Below are 15,089 nucleotides of genomic sequence, written 5' to 3'. Positions count from 1 at the left end.
AAAACGCCTCCTTAAATTCTCGCACGTGTTGCAAACGGGGACGTAACCCATCTTGTTACGTCCCGATTAGTATGTCCCGCGCGCGCGAAAATATGAATCGGGCAACTGGAAAAACAAATCCGCCCCGGCCGGACGGCCGGGGCGGATTCGCGGAAAAGTCAGTTTGCGTTTTTCAGACGGAGCCGCAGCTTGTCGGCGATCATCGCGACGAATTCGCTGTTGGTCGGCTTGCCGCGGCCGTTGTGGATCGTATAGCCAAAGTAGCTGTTGAGGGTGTCGACGTCGCCGCGGTCCCACGCGACCTCGATCGCGTGGCGGATCGCGCGTTCAACGCGCGAGGCGGTGGTGCCGAACTTTTTGGCGACGGTGGGATAGAGCAGCTTTGTGACCGAGTTGATGATCTCGGGCGTCTGGACCGCCAGCATGATCGACTCCCGGACATAGTGGTAGCCCTTGATGTGCGCCGGGACGCCGATCTGGTGGATGATCTCCGTGACCATGAGTTCGAGGTTCGGTTCCCCGCCGGCGGCGTGTTCCGCGCCCGCGCCGATCGGCGCGGAGGGAACGCCCGCCAGCTTGACGATCCGCTCCACCATCACCTCCGGATCGAACGGCATGAGGAAGAAGTAGCAGGCGCCTGCGGACATCAGTTCGTTTTCCAGCATCTGGTTGCTGAAGGTCGAGGTGACCATGAAGCGCGGCTCGTAGCCGAGCCCCATCTCCTTGACCGAGTTCATGACCCCGATGGCGTCGAGCCTCGGCATGAACACATCCATCAAAACCACCTTGGGACGGGTTTCCCCGATCAACTGCGCGACGGCCAGTCCGTCTTTGGGCGCGACCACCGTGTCGAATCCGTAGGTTTTCAGGAGAGACGCGCATTTCGCGCAATATTCTCCGCCACCCTCCACGATTAGCACTTTTGTCTGATCCTTCACTTACTAATACGCCTCCATGTCCTCCCGTTTCCCTGATAAGATCTTATCACTTTTTGGAAATTATGACAACCATTTTCCCGTAAGTTTGACGAAGAAATCCGCGCCCGAAATTGTTAAAAGTTTGTTGAATTTCCCGGTGTCATTCCCGCCCTCTTTCGACGGATGACGACATCTTTTCCATGTTTTCCGCAAAAATTCCGTAGCCTCGAGTCGGATCGTTGACGAAAACATGTGTCACAGCGCCCACCAGCTTGCCGTTTTGCAGGATCGGGCTGCCACTCATTCCCTGCACAATCCCGCCGGTTTTTGCCAGAAGCTCTGAATCGACCACGCGGATTACCATATTTTTGGTCGGATTGTTTTCCCCGATACTGACTTTTTCGATGTTTATCGCGTACTCCTTCGGCCCGCTGTCGTCAAGGGTGCAGCGGATGGTCGCCGGACCCTCGACCACCTCGTAGCGCAGCGCCAGCGGCACCGGCTCGGCCCCCGCGGACGGCTGCCCGCCGGTCCCGAAGATCCCCACCTGCGAGTTGATCAGCAGCTCGCCCGTCCGGGAGCCGGTGAAGCTGCCGCGCAGCTCGCCGGGCGCGCCGCTCTCCCCCTTATGCACGCCGGTGATGCTCACGTCGACGATCTCGCCCGAGTGCAGCGGCATGATGTTGCCCGTGTCCACGTCGCAGATCGCATGTCCCAGACCCGCAAACACGTCGCTCGACGGGTTATAATAGGTGAGGGTTCCGATGCCCGCGGACGAGTCGCGCACCCAGATGCCCGCGCGGTAGCTGCCGTCGTCGCTCTTGACCGGCGTCATGCTGCAGGAGAGCTCCTGCCCGCTGCGCTGGAATTCGATGCTGACCGGCTTTCCGCCGCTGGCCGTCACGACCGCTCCGACGTCCTCGTTGGTCTGTACCGCGTGCCCGTCCATCGCGGTGATGATGTCGCCCACCTTGACGCCCGCCTCCTTGGCGGGATTGCGGCTTTCGCCGCCGCAGGGAATGTCGCTCATGCCGACGACGATGACGCCCTCGGTGAACATTTTAATGCCGAACGGCGTGCCGCCCGGGACCACCATCGAGCGGTCGACCACCTGGACCTGGACCTGCTTGATCTCGATGCCGTAAGGGAGCTTGAGGTCCACATTATAACTGTTGCCCGCGGTGGAATAGGCTTCGACGGGCAGGCTGTCGCCCGAGGATTCCGTCGTGATGGGTAGCGTGGAATTGATCGTGAGGGTCTCGCCCGCCGCCACATAATAGTGGTCGGGCAGGACCGCCTGTGTATAGAGCGCGAGCGATTGTACGGCGACGACCGCCAGGCAGAGTGCTCCCGCGACTTTTTGTATCAGCTTTCTCATTGGAATAATCCCCCTGTATTCATCAAATTCAAAAAAGAAATTTCACGCTTTTACTGTTCCACCGGATAATCTGAATATTGCGGGGAATAACTTCAATGATTTTTGGGAGCAAAAAATATTTGAGCCCGAACGCCCGCGCCGCCGCGCGCCCTGATTTTGCCTGCGCACGGTGGTAAAAAGTTCCGGTATCTGCTATACTGGATCTGGGTGGAGCGCCGCCGGTTTTTTTGAAAAAAAGGCAGCGGAAAGGACGGATGGAAATGCGGGTGGCAATCATCGGGTCCCGGGAAATTTACGGATACGGCCTGGACGAGCTCATCTCCCACATCCCGCAGAACGCCTCCGAGCTGGTGAGCGGCGGCGCCGCGGGCGTGGACGCGCTCGCCGAGCAGGCCGCCGGGCGGCTGGGGCTGCCGATCCGCGTCTTCCGGCCCGATTATGATCGGGACGGGCGCTTCGCTCCGCTCGTGCGCAACAGCGAGATCGTCGGGTACGCCGACCTTGTGCTCGCCTTCTGGGACGGTCGGTCGCGCGGCACGGCGGACACCCTGCGCAAATGCGTTGAAACTGGCACGCCCTTCCGGATCATCCACATTCCATAATTCCCAATTTTTCGATAAATTTTTTTTAAAATAGTCATATGACGGTAACAATACATAAAAGTCGAGTCGGCTCTCAGACGAGCGCCGACCCGGCTTTTTCTTCCGCGCAAGCGCTTATCTGTTACCGGCGCCCGTCCGGTCGATCTCGCAGGAGACCGCCACGTTGTACCCGCAGGAGGCGAGCGCCTCCCCCCAGTTCTCCCGGTGCGCCTCGTAGTAAGCGGGGTACCGCTGGCGCATCAGGCGGGAGAGCCCGAGCAGATCGTATCCCCGGCGCAGGGAGGAAGCCACCATCTCCTCGATCTCCGCGCGAATTTTGATCTCCTGCAGGGCGGAGGCGTACCGACGCGTCCGGTCGTCGAAGCCGCCCGAGAGGAGGCGGCTCTCCAGCGCGGTGCTGCGCACCTCCAGCCGGATGTCGAAGACGGGGACCTCCCCCGACATCTCGACAGTGATCTTCGCCTTCTGCCGGTGGGTCACCGCGGCCACCTCGCCGAGCTGGCCGTCCCCCACCGAGAGGACGCACGCCTTCGCGCGGTTCTGGGTCCACTCGAGCCCGCACGCCGCCGCCGGGCTGATGGAGGCTTCCATCCGGTGCCCCACAAAAACCGCAGCCCCGCCGAGCGAGAGCTTTTTTTCAGGCGGCTTCTCCGCCGCCTGCCGCGCCTCGGAGCCCGTCCCGCCTTCCTCAGACGACGCCTCCGAAGACGGCGACCCGCTTTTCGGCGAATCGGGGGCGCTGTAGCGCAGCAGCGTGACCGCGCCCGCGGCGTTCTCGGCGTTCGCCGCGCCCATCAGGTCCTTGAGGCGGCTGGGCGGCGAAAAGCCGCCCTTGCCCGCGCTTTCGAGCACGTCCGCCAGCCCCTCCGCCGAGAGGGCGGGGTCCTTTTCGCCCGCGCGGATGAGCTCCCCCGCCTCTCCCTCCGCCACCGCGACGAGGGTCGCCGGAGATATCTGGTGATTGGAGTTGAAGAACCCGAGCGGCCCCTCCGCCCCCGCGCGCGCGGCCTCCTGCCCAAACACGATCACCCGGACGCTCCCCAAAAAGAGCTGCCGCCCCTGCGTCGCCGAGGCGCGGGCGAGCAGTTCGGTCATCGTCGCGCCCGTCTCCTCGACCAGCACGGTTTTGGCGTCCTCGGGCGACTGGTTCGCGCCCGCCGCCGCGCCGACCGCCTCGCGCACCTGCATCGTCGCGCGGTAGCCGCCCTCCTCCGCAAGGTCGATGCCGATCGCCTGCACGACTCCCCGCTCGTTGAGCCGCACGCTCGGGACGCACCCGGCCAGCAGAACCAAAATTGCGCAAAGCGCGGCGATCCGTCTCATTGCGCGGCCTCCTTTCCATCCTCCACGGGGCTTTTTGCGCGCGGGAAGCAGAGGGTCACAAGCGGCGCCGCGACCGCCAGCAGCAGAAGCGGCACGCCGCTTTCCCACGCGGAACCGGCCGCCTCCCACAGCGGCGCCGCGGCTGCCGCGGCGATTCCCGCCGCTAGGGCGCAGAGCGCGGAAGCCGCGCCCATCCGCACCTTCGGGAAGAGCCGCCGCAGGCAGGTACAGCCGCAGTAGAGCCACGCGGCGGCGCGTAGGAAGGCGGTAATGATCCACACGGTGATGTGCACGAGGTCCATCCGCCCAAAGACCGACAGGTTCGCCACGGCGGCGGCGGTCTGAAGTGGGAAAAGGCGGGTGCCCGCATAGTCCCCGAGCGCCGTCAGAACGAAGAAGCAGAGCACCCACCACACCGCCGCGGTGAGCGCCACCCACCAGAATCCGGTCTTTCCGCTCCCGCCGCGCACCCGCGGGAAGAGCAGCAGGAAAAGCAGGATATCCGCGTTGCCGGCCACGCCGCGAAGCGTCCCCGCGGCAAGCGCGCCGGGGTCCAAAAAGGGGCTCGCGAGGTTCGCGAGGTCGACCTCGGGCAGCAGCGCGAAGAGCAGGAGCGCCCCCGCCGCCATCGCCGCCGCGAAAAAGAAGCCGCCCGCGCGGGAAAACGCCTCCAGCCCGAGGGCAGCGGCATAGGCGGCCGCCAGCAGGAAAAGGAGGACGAACACCCACTGCTTTGCATTCTGGTAGACGGTGCTCACGAGGAAAAAGCTGAAGTGCCCGGCCGTCGAAGCGGCCATGTAGACGCAGAAGAGCCCGCAGGCGGCGGTGAGCGCGGCGCCGAACGGCCTGCCGACCCGCCAGAAGGCGGTGAGCATGTCGCTGCCCGCCTTCCGCCGCAACAGGAAGAAGGGCAGCAGCATCAGCAGCGCGCCGGCCGCCGCGAGCGGCACGGCCGCCAGTACCGCCGGCCCGGAGAGGTTGTTTTCGGAGCGGGAGGTATAGGTGAAGAGGACAAAAAGACGGCAGAGCAGGAGCAGCATGACGAGCTGCGCCGGAGAGATGTCACGCGGACGGCTACCGGTCATCTGCGGTCCCCTCCCCTCGGATGTCGCTTCCCGCCAGATCCTGCACCCGCAAGTCCTCCTTCGCCAGCGTGCGCCATCCCCAGCGGAAGAGCACGTCCCGCATCGGGTAGAGGGAGAAGGGGGTGGCGGGCGAGGTCGCGGGGACGCCGAGCGGGTTCACGGCGCAGAGGTTGACGATCACGGCGCACAGCGCCAGCACGACGCCGAAGACGCCCGACAGCCCGCCGATCAGGATAAAGGCGAAGCGAAGCACCGTCACCGGCTCGTAGAGGCTCGGCACGACAAACGAGCTGATCGCGGTGACGGCGACGACGATGACCATCGGCGCGCCGATGATGCCCGCGCTGACCGCCGCGTCTCCGATGACGAGCGCGCCGACGATGCTCACCGCGTGGCCGACCGCCTGCGGCATCCGCAGCCCCGCCTCCCGCACGATCTCATAGATGAAAAAGACGGCCAGCGCCTCGAACATCAGCGGGAAGGGGGTCGTCTCCTCGCTGACGACGAGGCTCGTCAGGATCGTCGCGGGCAGCAGCTCGGGGTGGAAGGAGCCGACCGCGACATAGAGCCCCGGCAGCAGGATGGAGAGGGCGAAGGCCGCGTATTTGAGCCAGCGGATGAAGGTGGCGAAATAGGGCCGGTGGGAGTAGTCGTCGAGGCTCTGGAAGTTTTCGGCAAAGAGATAGGGCACGATGAGCGCGTAGGGAGTGCCGTCGACGAGCAGGCCGACGCGCCCCTCCGCGACCTTGGCGCAGAGGGTGTCGGGCCGCTCGGTGACGCCCACCCCCGAAAAGAGGGAGAGCGGCTTCGAATCGAGGAAGGGCTGAAGGTAGCCGCTTTCGAGCACCACGTCGATCTTCACCTTGGAGAGGCGGTATTTGACCTCGCGCAGCAGCTCGTCCGACACCGCGCCGCGCAGGTAGACGAGGGTGCAGTCGGTGCGGCTCTTGTCCCCGAAGACGGTCATCTCGAAGATCAGGTCGGGGGATTTGAACCGCCGCCGCAGCAGCGACATGTTGGGCCGCAGCATCTCGGAAAATCCCTCGCGGGAGCCGCGCACGTTGGTCTCCCCCGCCGGTTCGCCGACCGAGCGGCCGGAGAAGCCCTGGATGCCGAAGACCGAACCGCCTGCGATCCCGTCGATGAGCAGCACGACAAAGCCGGACATCATGAACCGGAAGAGCTCGCCGAAGGTGTGGATCTCCTTCTGGTCGGGCGCGAGCAGAGACTGGTGGCGCACCCAGTCGAGCACCGAATCGGGGCCGGGCTTTTCGAGTCTCAGGCGGGTGAGCGGCTCCGCGAACATCTCCGAAAAGGTCTGGGTGTTCACCATGCCCTCGCACATCAGCACGGCGCAGGGCACGCCGCACACCTGCACCTCGTGGATGATGAGGTCCCCGGAGTCGGTGAACATCGCGCGCACCCCGATCAGGTTGTCGAGCAGCGCGCTCCCCAGCTTTTTGTCCGCGCCCTCGTCCGGGCGCGGCGGCGCGTAGGCGGGCGGCGGTGCGAACAGCCCCTTCAGATAACGGATGACACCCATTCCCATTCCTCCCGTTTTACAGTTTGATACAGCGTTAGTATTGCCAGCAAAGCGGCGGGAATATCCATTCGCTTTCCGGCCAGACTAAGAGTCAGTAAAAATCGATGGAGGTTCGATGGCTTTTGTATATTGTATTCATCCGCGTGCTGATCATCTATGCGCTGATCATTCTGAGCCTTCGGCTGATGGGCAAACGTCAGATCGGCCAGCTCCAGCCCTCCGAGCTGGTCGTCACCATCCTGGTCTCCAACATCGCGACAATGGCGATCGAGGACAGCAACGTGCCGCTGATCGGCGGCATCATCCCCATCCTCACGCTGGTTTCCTTCGACGTTCTCATCTCCGCGATGACCCTGCGCTATAAAAAGATGCGCCGCATCGTCTCGGGTACGCCGCGCGTTATCATCCGCGACGGCAAGATCGACCAGAAGCAGCTCAAGGAGCTGCGCTTCACGATCGACGACATGATGGAGGAGCTGCGCGGCAAGGATATCTTCGACGTGCGCGACGTGGCGTTCGCGATCGTCGAAACGACCGGCTCCCTCTCGGTCTACCCCAAATTCACCGCCCAGCCCGCCACCGCCGGGATGCTCAATCTCCAGGCCCCTCCCGGCGCGGACGCGCCGCCCGTCGTGCTCATCGCGGACGGGGTCGTGATCGACAGCGCGCTTGGCTACTGCAACCTCAAATATGAGTGGCTCGAAAAAACGATCACCGACAACGGCTACACCACACAGGACATCTTCCTGATGACCTGCAACCGCCAGGCCGACTACCTGATCGTGCCCAAAGCACAGCTCAAGCTCAAGGACCGGAAGGAGGATGCGTCATGAAACGGGTCGTTGCAGTCTGCGTCATCATCGCGCTCATCCTCGCGGCGAGCACGGCCGCGCTCATGCACCTGCTGCGCGTGTCGGACGAGATGGAGGCCTCCCTCTCCGCCATTGCGGACGCCATCGACCGGGACGACATGCCGCGGGCCGCGCGGCTCACCGACGAGTTCCACGAGCAGTGGGAGCGCAACGAAACGGTCATGACGCGCTATATCCACCACGACGAGCTCGACACGATCACCGGCATCGTGGCGCGCCTGCCCATGCTCGCGAAATACGGCGAAACCGCCGAATACGCGGCGGAGGTGGCGCGCCTGCGCCACCTGATCTCCCACATCCGCGACGCGGAGATCCCCACGCTGCCGAATATCTTTTAGCACGGGCACAAAAAAGAGGGCCCATCCGGATATCCGGATGGGCCCTCTTTTCGTTTCAAATCATTTTCCGTCCCCGTCGCGGGAGCTCAGCAGGGTCTGGAGCTCCTTCATAAACGAGTCGATGTCCTTGAACTGCCGATAGACCGACGCGAAGCGCACGTAGGCGACCTCGTCGATGCCGCGCAGCTTCTCCATGGCGAGCTCGCCGATCTTGTAGGAGGGGACCTCCTTTTCCAGCGAGTTGCGCAGCGTCATCTCGATGTCCCGCACCGCCTCCTCGAGCACGTCGAGCGGCACCGGGCGCTTTTCGCAGGCGCGCACCATGCCGCCGAGCACCTTGCCCGAGTCGAACTCCTCGCGCGACTTGTCCTTCTTGATGACGATCAGCGGGGTGGTCTCGACGACCTCATAGGTGGTGAACCGCCGCCCGCACTTGATGCACTCGCGGCGGCGGCGGATGCGCTCCGACTCGTCGGTCGGACGGGAATCGATGACTTTGCTTTCGACATATCCGCAGTATGGGCACTTCACAGGACCATCTCCCTCATTCTGTTGGGGCGCTTGTTTATACTATCTGTATTACCCGTATCATAACACAAAATGCCCCGCAAAACAAGGAATTTTAACCATTTTCCGCGTGGATCGCCGCAAGAATCCGTGCATAACTGTCATCGAGCTCCCCATACCCGCCGTAGCTGTCGCGGTAAAGCTCGAGCATCACGCCGCCGTCGAAGCCGTACCCGCGCACCCTTCCGAGCAGCGCGGCAAGGTCGAGCTCCCCCGCCCCGAGCGGCAGGCAGTCGCCGCGCGCCCCGTGGTCGCTCACGTGCAGATGGACAAGGCCCTCCCCCATCGCGCCGGCCATCTCGGCGGGCGAATAGCCCGCCCGCACGCACTGCTTGATGTCGAGGACGAACCGCGCGCCGGGGAGATAAGCGCGCATGTCGGTGAAGAAATCGGGGCAGTAGCCCGCGCAGCGCGGGACGTTCTCCTGCGCGACGGTGACCCCCATCCGCCTCCCCGCCTCGCAGAGCTCCGCGAACCGGTCGAAATAGAACCGGCGGGAGCGGGTGGTGTTCCTGCGGTCGCCGTGGAAGACGAAGAGCTTCGCGCCAAGCAGGTTGGCGGCGTGGAAGTACCGCTGGTAGAAGGCGATCCCGTCCGCGAAGCGGCGTCGGTAGTCGGAGAAGAAGAGCAGCGGCTCGAGCCCCGAGGTGAACGGATGCACCGAGAGGATGCGGGTGCCGCCGCCGTCCGCCGTCCGGCGCAGCTCGCGCAGGTAGCCGTCGTCCAGCTCGCTCGGCGCGTTAAAAAAGACCTCCGCCGCCTGCGCGCCCAGGCCCGCGATATAGGAAAGCCCCCGCTCGGTGAGCTCGGGATAGAAACACGCGGTGGATATTCCGGCCAGCATCGGCCTTCCCCCTTCCGCCCCGCGGGGCAGTGACTTTTTCCATGATATGCGCGCCGTCCGCGCGCTGTCAAAATGGAGATGGGCCGCCGGCAGTGCCGGCGGCCCAAGAATGGCCCAGCCTTACTTTTTCGCGAGCTTGTGCTCCTGCCAGAGCGTCCAGAGGGAGCCGGAAATGAACATCGAGGAGAAGAATCCGGCGAACATGCCCACCAGAAGCGGGAAGGAGAAGGTCAGGATCGAGCTGACGTTATAGACGAGCGACATCACGCACACGCAGCCGACCGCGATGACGGTCGAAACAGTGGTGTTGATCGAACGGGACATCGACTGGTTGACCGAAATGTTGACCAGGTCCTTGTAGGAGGTCTTGACCGGCAGCAGCCTGCGGTTCTCACGGATGCGGTCGTAGACGATGATCGTGTTGTTGATCGAGTAACCCAGGATGGTCAGCATGACCGCGATGAAGCTGTCGTTGAGCGGGAAGCCGCAGACGACGAACGCGCCGTAGGCGATGATCAGGTCGTGGACGAGCGCAGCCACCGCGATGACGCCCGCCGACCAGCCGTTCATCTTGCGGAACCGGAAAGCGATATAGACGATCATCAGGATGGAGGCCACGGCGACCGCGACCACCGATTTGAGCAGGAAGTCGCGCCCGATCGACGGGTCGACGTTGCTGATGCTGGCGGTCTGGATGTCCGCGCCGGGGAACTTCTCGTTGAGCGCCGTGTTGACCGCGATCTGCTGGTCCGGCGTGACGCCCGACTTGGAGTTGAGGGTAATCACGTAGTTGGTGGCGCCGGTGTTGACGTCGTTCTGCTCCCGCAGCGAGACCTTCTGGCCCAGCGAGTTTTCGATGGAGCTCTGGAACTCGCCCTTGTCGAGGTCGCCGTTAAAGGAGTAAGTGACGATCGTGCCGCCGCTGAACTGGATGTCCAGCTTCACGCCGGGGAAGAAGGAGGCCAGGATGGCGATGACAATCAGGACAATCGAAATTGTGAACCAAATCTTTCTGCGTCCGACAATATCAATCTGTTTCATTATTTGTCACCTCCATACAGCCACGCCTTTTTAAAGGGCTTGAATTTGGAGATCGACTTGAGCATCAGGCGGGAAGCGGTGACGCCCATGATGAAGTTGAAGATGACGCCGACGATCAGCGTATAGCCGAAGGAGTAGATCGCGCCGGTGGCGGAGGCGCCGAACCAGCGGAAGATGGGGCTGAAGATGGTGCCGAAGATCGAGCTCGGCGGTCCGAACGCGCCCATCAGGATGATCGCGACGAGCACCATCGTGATGTTGCCGTCGAAGATGGCCGCGAAGGTGCGCTGGAAGCCCGAATCGATCGCGCCGTCCAGCGTCTTGCCGTTGCGGAGCTCTTCCTTGATGCGCTCGGAGGTGATGACGTTCGCGTCGACGCCCATGCCGATCGAGAGGATGATACCGGCGATGCCCGGCAGGGTGAGCGTAAAGGAGGGGAACGGCGCGAAGAAGCCGGTGAGGCAGGCGATCATGCCCGCCACCTGGCCGACCAGCGCGATCGTGGCGACCACGCCGCTCATGCGGTAGATCAGGATGATGAAGAGCGCGACCAGGATGAAGGCGATCACGCCCGCGGTGACCATCGCGTCACGCGCGCCGAGGCCGAGCGTCGGGGAGATCGAGGAGAAGTTCTCGGTCTCGAGCTTGAAGGGCAGCGCGCCGGCATTGATCTTTTCAGCGAGGTCCTGCGCGCCCTTGACGTCGAAGCCGCCCGAAATGGTGGCCACGCCGTTGGGGATCTGGGTCTTGACGGTCGCCGAGCTGATGCGGTTCTCGTCCATCCAGATGGAGATCGGCTGCCCGACCAGGCGGCCGGTCGCCTCGGAGAAGAGCTGGGCGCCCTCGGTGTTGAGGTTCAGTTCGACCATCGGCTCGTTGGTCTGGGAGTTGAGGACGGCGCGCGCCGAGGTGACGTGCTTGCCCTCGATGACCACGGGGCCGGTGTACTCGTTGCCCTCGCGGAAGGTCAGCAGCGCGGTTTCACCGAGCTCCTTGACCGCCTGCTCGGGGTTGAAGTCCGACTCGCCCTGCTTCCAGGGGAAACGGACGATGATGCGGTCCTTGCTGTCGTCCACATAGGTCTCGTAGTCGGTGATGTTCTGGGAGACCATACGGACCTTGATAATGGATTCCGCGGCCGCCATCTCCTCGGGAGAGGCGTCATAGTCCGCGGGCGGGGTAAATGTGACGTCCACGCCGCCGCGGATGTCGATGCCCCAGCGGATATCGTCCACACCTTTGATGTAGGTGTGGGTGTTATCCCCGTAGGCGGTCGACACGCCGAAGAACGACAGCGCGGTAAACGCGGCGATCAATATCAGTACGACAAAGAACACCGGTTTTCCAACCTTTTTCATCTGCTTGTCCTCCTTGCAAAACCACAACTGCAAAAACAGCCGGCAGCCGCTGCGCGGCTGCCCGTGGTTTTCCTCTGGCCTCCCCCGGCCGTCCGCACGGCGGCCCGGACAACTTCACGCCGCGCATCCTCCGCGGCCTGAAACTGCCCGCCCCGCCGGGCTTTCCCCCGGGTTTCCGGCCATGCCAAACATCCGCCGGGACGCGCCCGGCCGCAATGCGGCACTTTTTTAATTATATTGGATATGAACGGAAAAGTCAATCGGTTTTTGCCGCGCGGGCGCGGATTATACCGAAAGCTGCGCCCGCTCGCCGAGCAGGGAGCGGTTCGCCTCGAGCACCGGGTTCACCACATCGCGCAGGTATTCCTCCACCTGCTCGGCGCTGCGGCCGGTAAAGCGGGCCGGGTCGAGGATCGCGTCGACCTCTTCCCTCCGGAGCCCGAACGCCGGGTCGGCGCAGACGCGCTCGATCAGGTCGTTGTCGCCGCCCTCCTCCTTGACGTGCCGCGCGGCCGCCATCGAGTGCTCCCGCAGCCGCTCGTGCAGCTCCTGCCGGTCGCCGCCGCGGCGCACCGCGTCCATCATGATGTTTTCGGTCGCCATGAAGGGCAGCTCCTTCATCACCCGCTGGCGCACCACCTTGGGATAGACGACCAGCCCGTCGCAGACGTTGAGCATGATCCCCAAAATCGCGTCGGTGGCGAGGAACGCCTCCGCCACGGCGACCCGCTTGTTGGCGCTGTCGTCGAGGGTGCGCTCGAACCACTGGGTCGCGGCGGTGAACGCCGGGTTGAGGGAGTCGGTCATCACATAGCGCGCGAGCGCTGTGATCCGCTCGCTGCGCATCGGGTTGCGCTTGTAGGGCATCGCCGACGAGCCGATCTGGTGGGCCTCGAACGGCTCCTCCATCTCCTTGAAGTTCTGGAGGATGCGCAGGTCGTTGGAGAACTTGCTCGCGCTCTGGGCGATGCCCGCGAGGACGCCGACCACCATGCTGTCCACCTTGCGCGAGTAGGTCTGCCCCGAGACGGGCACGACCGCGTCAAAGCCCATCTCCCGCGCGATGTCCTCCTCGACCGCCCGGATCTTCGCGCTGTCCCCGTCGAAGAGCTCGACGAAGCTCGCCTGGGTGCCGGTGGTACCCTTGCTGCCCAGCAGCTTCAGGGAGGCGATGCGGTGCTCGAGCTCCCCGTAGTCGAGCATCAGCTCGTTGAGCCAGAGGGTCGCGCGCTTGCCGACGGTGGTGAGCTGCGCGGGCTGCAAATGGGTGTAGGCGAGCGCGGGCATGTCCTTGTAGCGGTCCGCGAAATCCGCCAGCAGCGAAACGACGTTGAGGAGCTTGCGGCGGATGATCCGCAGGCCCTCCCGCATGACGATCACGTCGGTGTTGTCGCCGACGTAGCAGCTCGTCGCGCCCAGGTGGATGATCCCCTTCGCCGAGGGGCACTGCACCCCGTAGGCGTAGACGTGGCTCATCACATCGTGACGGACCTCCTTCTCCCGCGCCTCGGCGACGTCGTAGTTGATGTCGTCCGCGTGGGCCTCCAGCTCGGCGATCTGCGCGTCGGTGATCGGGAGGCCCTGCCTTTGCTCCGCCCTGGCCAGGGCGATCCACAGCTTCCGCCAGGTTTTGAACTTGTGGTCGGCGGAAAAAACGTATTGCATTTCATCGCTCGCGTAACGGGTGCAAAAGGGGCTTTCGTATCTGTCGTGGGCCATCTTTGTCCTTCCTCTCCGGTTTCTGATTCCGTCCCTGCCGGGATGATGCAATGTGATTAGTATAACACAGGGCGGGCAATTGAAACAATTGCCCGCCCGCATTTTCTGTAAATTTTTCCCCTTTTACGCGGCCAGCAGCTTTTCCACCGCCGCGAGCTGCACACTGATGCAGAGCAGCTCGACCGCCTGTTCGAGCTCGGGGACGGTCGGGTAGGTCGGCGCGACGCGGATGTTGCGGTCGCGCGGGTCCTTCTTGTAGGGATAGGTGGCGCCCGCGCCCGTCAGCACGACCCCCGCCTCCTTGCAGAGCCGGACCACCCGCCTGGCGCAGCCGTCCATCACGTCGAGCGAGATGAAATAGCCGCCGTTGGGGGCGAGCCATTCGGCGATCCCCTTGCCCGCGAGTTCCCGGTCGAATGCGTCGAGCACCGCCGCAAACTTGGGCCGCAGGAGCTCCGCCTGCTTATCCATGTGGCGCATGACGCCGTCGAGGTCCCCGAAGTACCGCGCGTGGCGCAGCATGTTGAGCTTGTCAAAGCCGATCGTCTGGAAGGAGAGCAGCTCCTTCATCCGCTTCATGACGGCCTCCGAGCAGGCGAACACCGCGATGCCCGCGCCCGCATAGGAGATTTTCGAGGTGGAGGCGAAGATCATGACCCGGTCGGGATCGCCCGCCTTCTTGCACTCGTCGAGGATGTTGAGCAGCGTGTCGCGGCGGTCGGGATAGAGGTCATGGACCGCGTAGGCGTTATCCCACATGATCATGAAATCGTCCGCGGCGGTCTTCATCCGCGCGAACCGGCGCACCGTCTCGTCGGAATAGGTGATGCCCTGCGGGTTGGAGTACTTCGGCACGCACCAGATGCCCTTGATCGACGGGTCGGAGCCCACCAGGCGCTCGACCGTGTCCATGTCCGGGCCGTCGGGGGTCATCTCGATGGGAATCATTTCGATGCCGTAGAGCTCGGTAATTGCAAAATGGCGGTCGTAGCCGGGCGCCGGGCAGAGGAATTTCACCTTGTCGAGATAGCGCCACGGCTTCGCGCCCGGGCGCACGCCGAGCAGCATCATCTTGCCGATCGCGTCGTACATGACCGACAGGCTTGAGTTGCCGCAGACGAAAAGCTCCTCCGGCGCGACGCCGAGCATGTCGCAGAAAATCTTCTTGCACTCGGGGATGCCGTCGAAATCGCCGTAGTTGCGGCAGTCCGCCCCGTCCTCCGCCCTGGTGGACGACTGGGAGGTCACCGTGTCAAGCAGCCCGGAAACCAGGTCGAACTGGTCGGCGGCCGGCTTGCCGCGCGACATGTCGAGCCTCAGCCCCTTCGCCTTGAACGCCTCGTACCGCCCGAGCAGCTCCCCGTGCAGCGCCTCGAGCTCCTCACGGGAAAGCTCCGCATATCCTGACATCACCGCTACCTCCTGCGCCTCGCGGGAAACCCCGCGTTCATTTGCCATCATTGTCAAAACACCCGCCTATATCATATGTAATGGAAAGTTTG

At 63.7% G+C, this 15,089-nt stretch carries 14 protein-coding genes; 3 read left to right on the top strand and 11 right to left on the bottom strand.

The genetic code is table 11. The features are described from left to right. Nucleotides 1-158: 158 nt before the first annotated feature. Entirely contained in the window at nt 159-938 is a 780-nt protein-coding gene (spo0A, locus tag ACZO3G_RS01895; RefSeq protein ID WP_101551191.1) for a sporulation transcription factor Spo0A, read from the bottom strand. Nucleotides 939-1,077: 139 nt separating this feature from the next. Continuing rightward, nucleotides 1,078-2,295, bottom strand: a complete 1,218-nt coding sequence (spoIVB, locus tag ACZO3G_RS01890) for a SpoIVB peptidase (RefSeq protein WP_101551193.1) — start codon at nt 2,293-2,295, stop codon at nt 1,078-1,080. Nucleotides 2,296-2,489: 194 nt separating this feature from the next. On the opposite strand from spoIVB, the gene ACZO3G_RS01885 reads away from it, so the two are divergent. Beyond that, the gene (locus tag ACZO3G_RS01885) at nt 2,490-2,897 is read left to right on the top strand and encodes a DNA-processing protein DprA (protein ID WP_486846742.1); all 408 of its coding nucleotides are present in this window, start codon (nt 2,490-2,492) and stop codon (nt 2,895-2,897) included. A 114-nt stretch (nt 2,898-3,011) separates the two neighbouring features. On the opposite strand, the gene ACZO3G_RS01880 is transcribed toward ACZO3G_RS01885, so the two are convergent. Genes ACZO3G_RS01880 through ACZO3G_RS01870 form a run of 3 tightly spaced genes read right to left on the bottom strand, consistent with a single transcriptional unit; the run spans nt 3,012 to nt 6,848 of the window. Further along, nucleotides 3,012-4,220 carry a Ger(x)C family spore germination protein gene (locus ACZO3G_RS01880; RefSeq protein WP_302549847.1) on the bottom strand — a complete coding sequence of 403 codons (1,209 nt, stop codon included), beginning with the start codon at nt 4,218-4,220 and terminating at the stop codon, nt 3,012-3,014. Beyond that, nucleotides 4,217-5,305, bottom strand: coding sequence for a GerAB/ArcD/ProY family transporter (locus tag ACZO3G_RS01875; RefSeq protein WP_276870326.1), 1,089 nt, complete (start codon nt 5,303-5,305; stop codon nt 4,217-4,219). The genes ACZO3G_RS01880 and ACZO3G_RS01875 overlap by 4 nt, the downstream gene beginning before the upstream one ends. After that, nucleotides 5,295-6,848 (bottom strand): spore germination protein, encoded by a 1,554-nt coding sequence (locus tag ACZO3G_RS01870; RefSeq protein WP_276870329.1) that lies wholly within the window; start codon nt 6,846-6,848, stop codon nt 5,295-5,297. The genes ACZO3G_RS01875 and ACZO3G_RS01870 overlap by 11 nt, the downstream gene beginning before the upstream one ends. Nucleotides 6,849-6,970: 122 nt before the next feature. Here ACZO3G_RS01870 and ACZO3G_RS01865 point away from each other — a divergent pair, with 122 nt between their 5' ends. Then, on the top strand, nt 6,971-7,681 hold the full coding sequence (locus ACZO3G_RS01865; protein ID WP_242970845.1) for a DUF421 domain-containing protein: 711 nt from the start codon (nt 6,971-6,973) through the stop codon (nt 7,679-7,681). Then, entirely contained in the window at nt 7,678-8,058 is a 381-nt protein-coding gene (locus tag ACZO3G_RS01860) for a DUF4363 family protein (protein ID WP_101551201.1), read from the top strand. Before ACZO3G_RS01865 ends, ACZO3G_RS01860 begins: the two co-directional genes overlap by 4 nt. A 60-nt stretch (nt 8,059-8,118) precedes the next feature. Here the strand turns inward: ACZO3G_RS01860 and nrdR are convergent, their stop codons facing one another. The 6 genes from nrdR to ACZO3G_RS01830 all read right to left on the bottom strand — a co-directional run bounded on the left by nrdR (nt 8,119) and on the right by ACZO3G_RS01830 (nt 14,997). Beyond that, nucleotides 8,119-8,589 (bottom strand): transcriptional regulator NrdR, encoded by a 471-nt coding sequence (nrdR, locus tag ACZO3G_RS01855; RefSeq protein WP_276870334.1) that lies wholly within the window; start codon nt 8,587-8,589, stop codon nt 8,119-8,121. A 91-nt stretch (nt 8,590-8,680) separates the two neighbouring features. After that, nucleotides 8,681-9,469 (bottom strand): sugar phosphate isomerase/epimerase family protein, encoded by a 789-nt coding sequence (locus tag ACZO3G_RS01850; RefSeq protein ID WP_101551205.1) that lies wholly within the window; start codon nt 9,467-9,469, stop codon nt 8,681-8,683. 120 nt (nt 9,470-9,589) lie between these two features. Next, nucleotides 9,590-10,510, bottom strand: coding sequence for a protein translocase subunit SecF (gene secF, locus ACZO3G_RS01845; protein WP_276870338.1), 921 nt, complete (start codon nt 10,508-10,510; stop codon nt 9,590-9,592). Then, entirely contained in the window at nt 10,510-11,868 is a 1,359-nt protein-coding gene (locus ACZO3G_RS01840; protein WP_101551209.1) for a preprotein translocase subunit SecD, read from the bottom strand. Before ACZO3G_RS01840 ends, secF begins: the two co-directional genes overlap by 1 nt. A gap of 285 nt (nt 11,869-12,153) precedes the next feature. Continuing rightward, nucleotides 12,154-13,587, bottom strand: a complete 1,434-nt coding sequence (gene purB / locus ACZO3G_RS01835) for an adenylosuccinate lyase (protein WP_121585905.1) — start codon at nt 13,585-13,587, stop codon at nt 12,154-12,156. 123 nt (nt 13,588-13,710) lie between these two features. After that, nucleotides 13,711-14,997: an aspartate aminotransferase type Ic gene (locus tag ACZO3G_RS01830; protein ID WP_276870344.1), complete on the bottom strand. Its 1,287-nt coding sequence runs from the start codon at nt 14,995-14,997 to the stop codon at nt 13,711-13,713. Nucleotides 14,998-15,089 lie beyond the last annotated feature (92 nt).

This window comes from Anaerotruncus sp., assembly GCF_057433415.1.
The sequence above is the reverse complement of the archived record's forward strand: the minus strand, read 5'-3'. Positions and strand labels throughout refer to the sequence as shown.

Bases quoted from the DNA above. Each gene is read 5' to 3' on its own strand.
- ACZO3G_RS01830 (WP_276870344.1), bottom strand. From the start codon at position 14,997: ATGTCAGGATATGCGGAGCTTTCCCGTGAGGAGCTCGAGGCGCTGCAC.
- secF (WP_276870338.1), bottom strand. From the start codon at position 10,510: ATGAAACAGATTGATATTGTCGGACGCAGAAAGATTTGGTTCACAATT.
- ACZO3G_RS01850 (WP_101551205.1), bottom strand. From the start codon at position 9,469: ATGCTGGCCGGAATATCCACCGCGTGTTTCTATCCCGAGCTCACCGAG.
- ACZO3G_RS01860 (WP_101551201.1), top strand. From the start codon at position 7,678: ATGAAACGGGTCGTTGCAGTCTGCGTCATCATCGCGCTCATCCTCGCG.
- purB (WP_121585905.1), bottom strand. From the start codon at position 13,587: ATGGCCCACGACAGATACGAAAGCCCCTTTTGCACCCGTTACGCGAGC.
- ACZO3G_RS01875 (WP_276870326.1), bottom strand. From the start codon at position 5,305: ATGACCGGTAGCCGTCCGCGTGACATCTCTCCGGCGCAGCTCGTCATG.
- ACZO3G_RS01840 (WP_101551209.1), bottom strand. From the start codon at position 11,868: ATGAAAAAGGTTGGAAAACCGGTGTTCTTTGTCGTACTGATATTGATC.
- ACZO3G_RS01870 (WP_276870329.1), bottom strand. From the start codon at position 6,848: ATGGGTGTCATCCGTTATCTGAAGGGGCTGTTCGCACCGCCGCCCGCC.
- ACZO3G_RS01880 (WP_302549847.1), bottom strand. From the start codon at position 4,220: ATGAGACGGATCGCCGCGCTTTGCGCAATTTTGGTTCTGCTGGCCGGG.
- spoIVB (WP_101551193.1), bottom strand. From the start codon at position 2,295: ATGAGAAAGCTGATACAAAAAGTCGCGGGAGCACTCTGCCTGGCGGTC.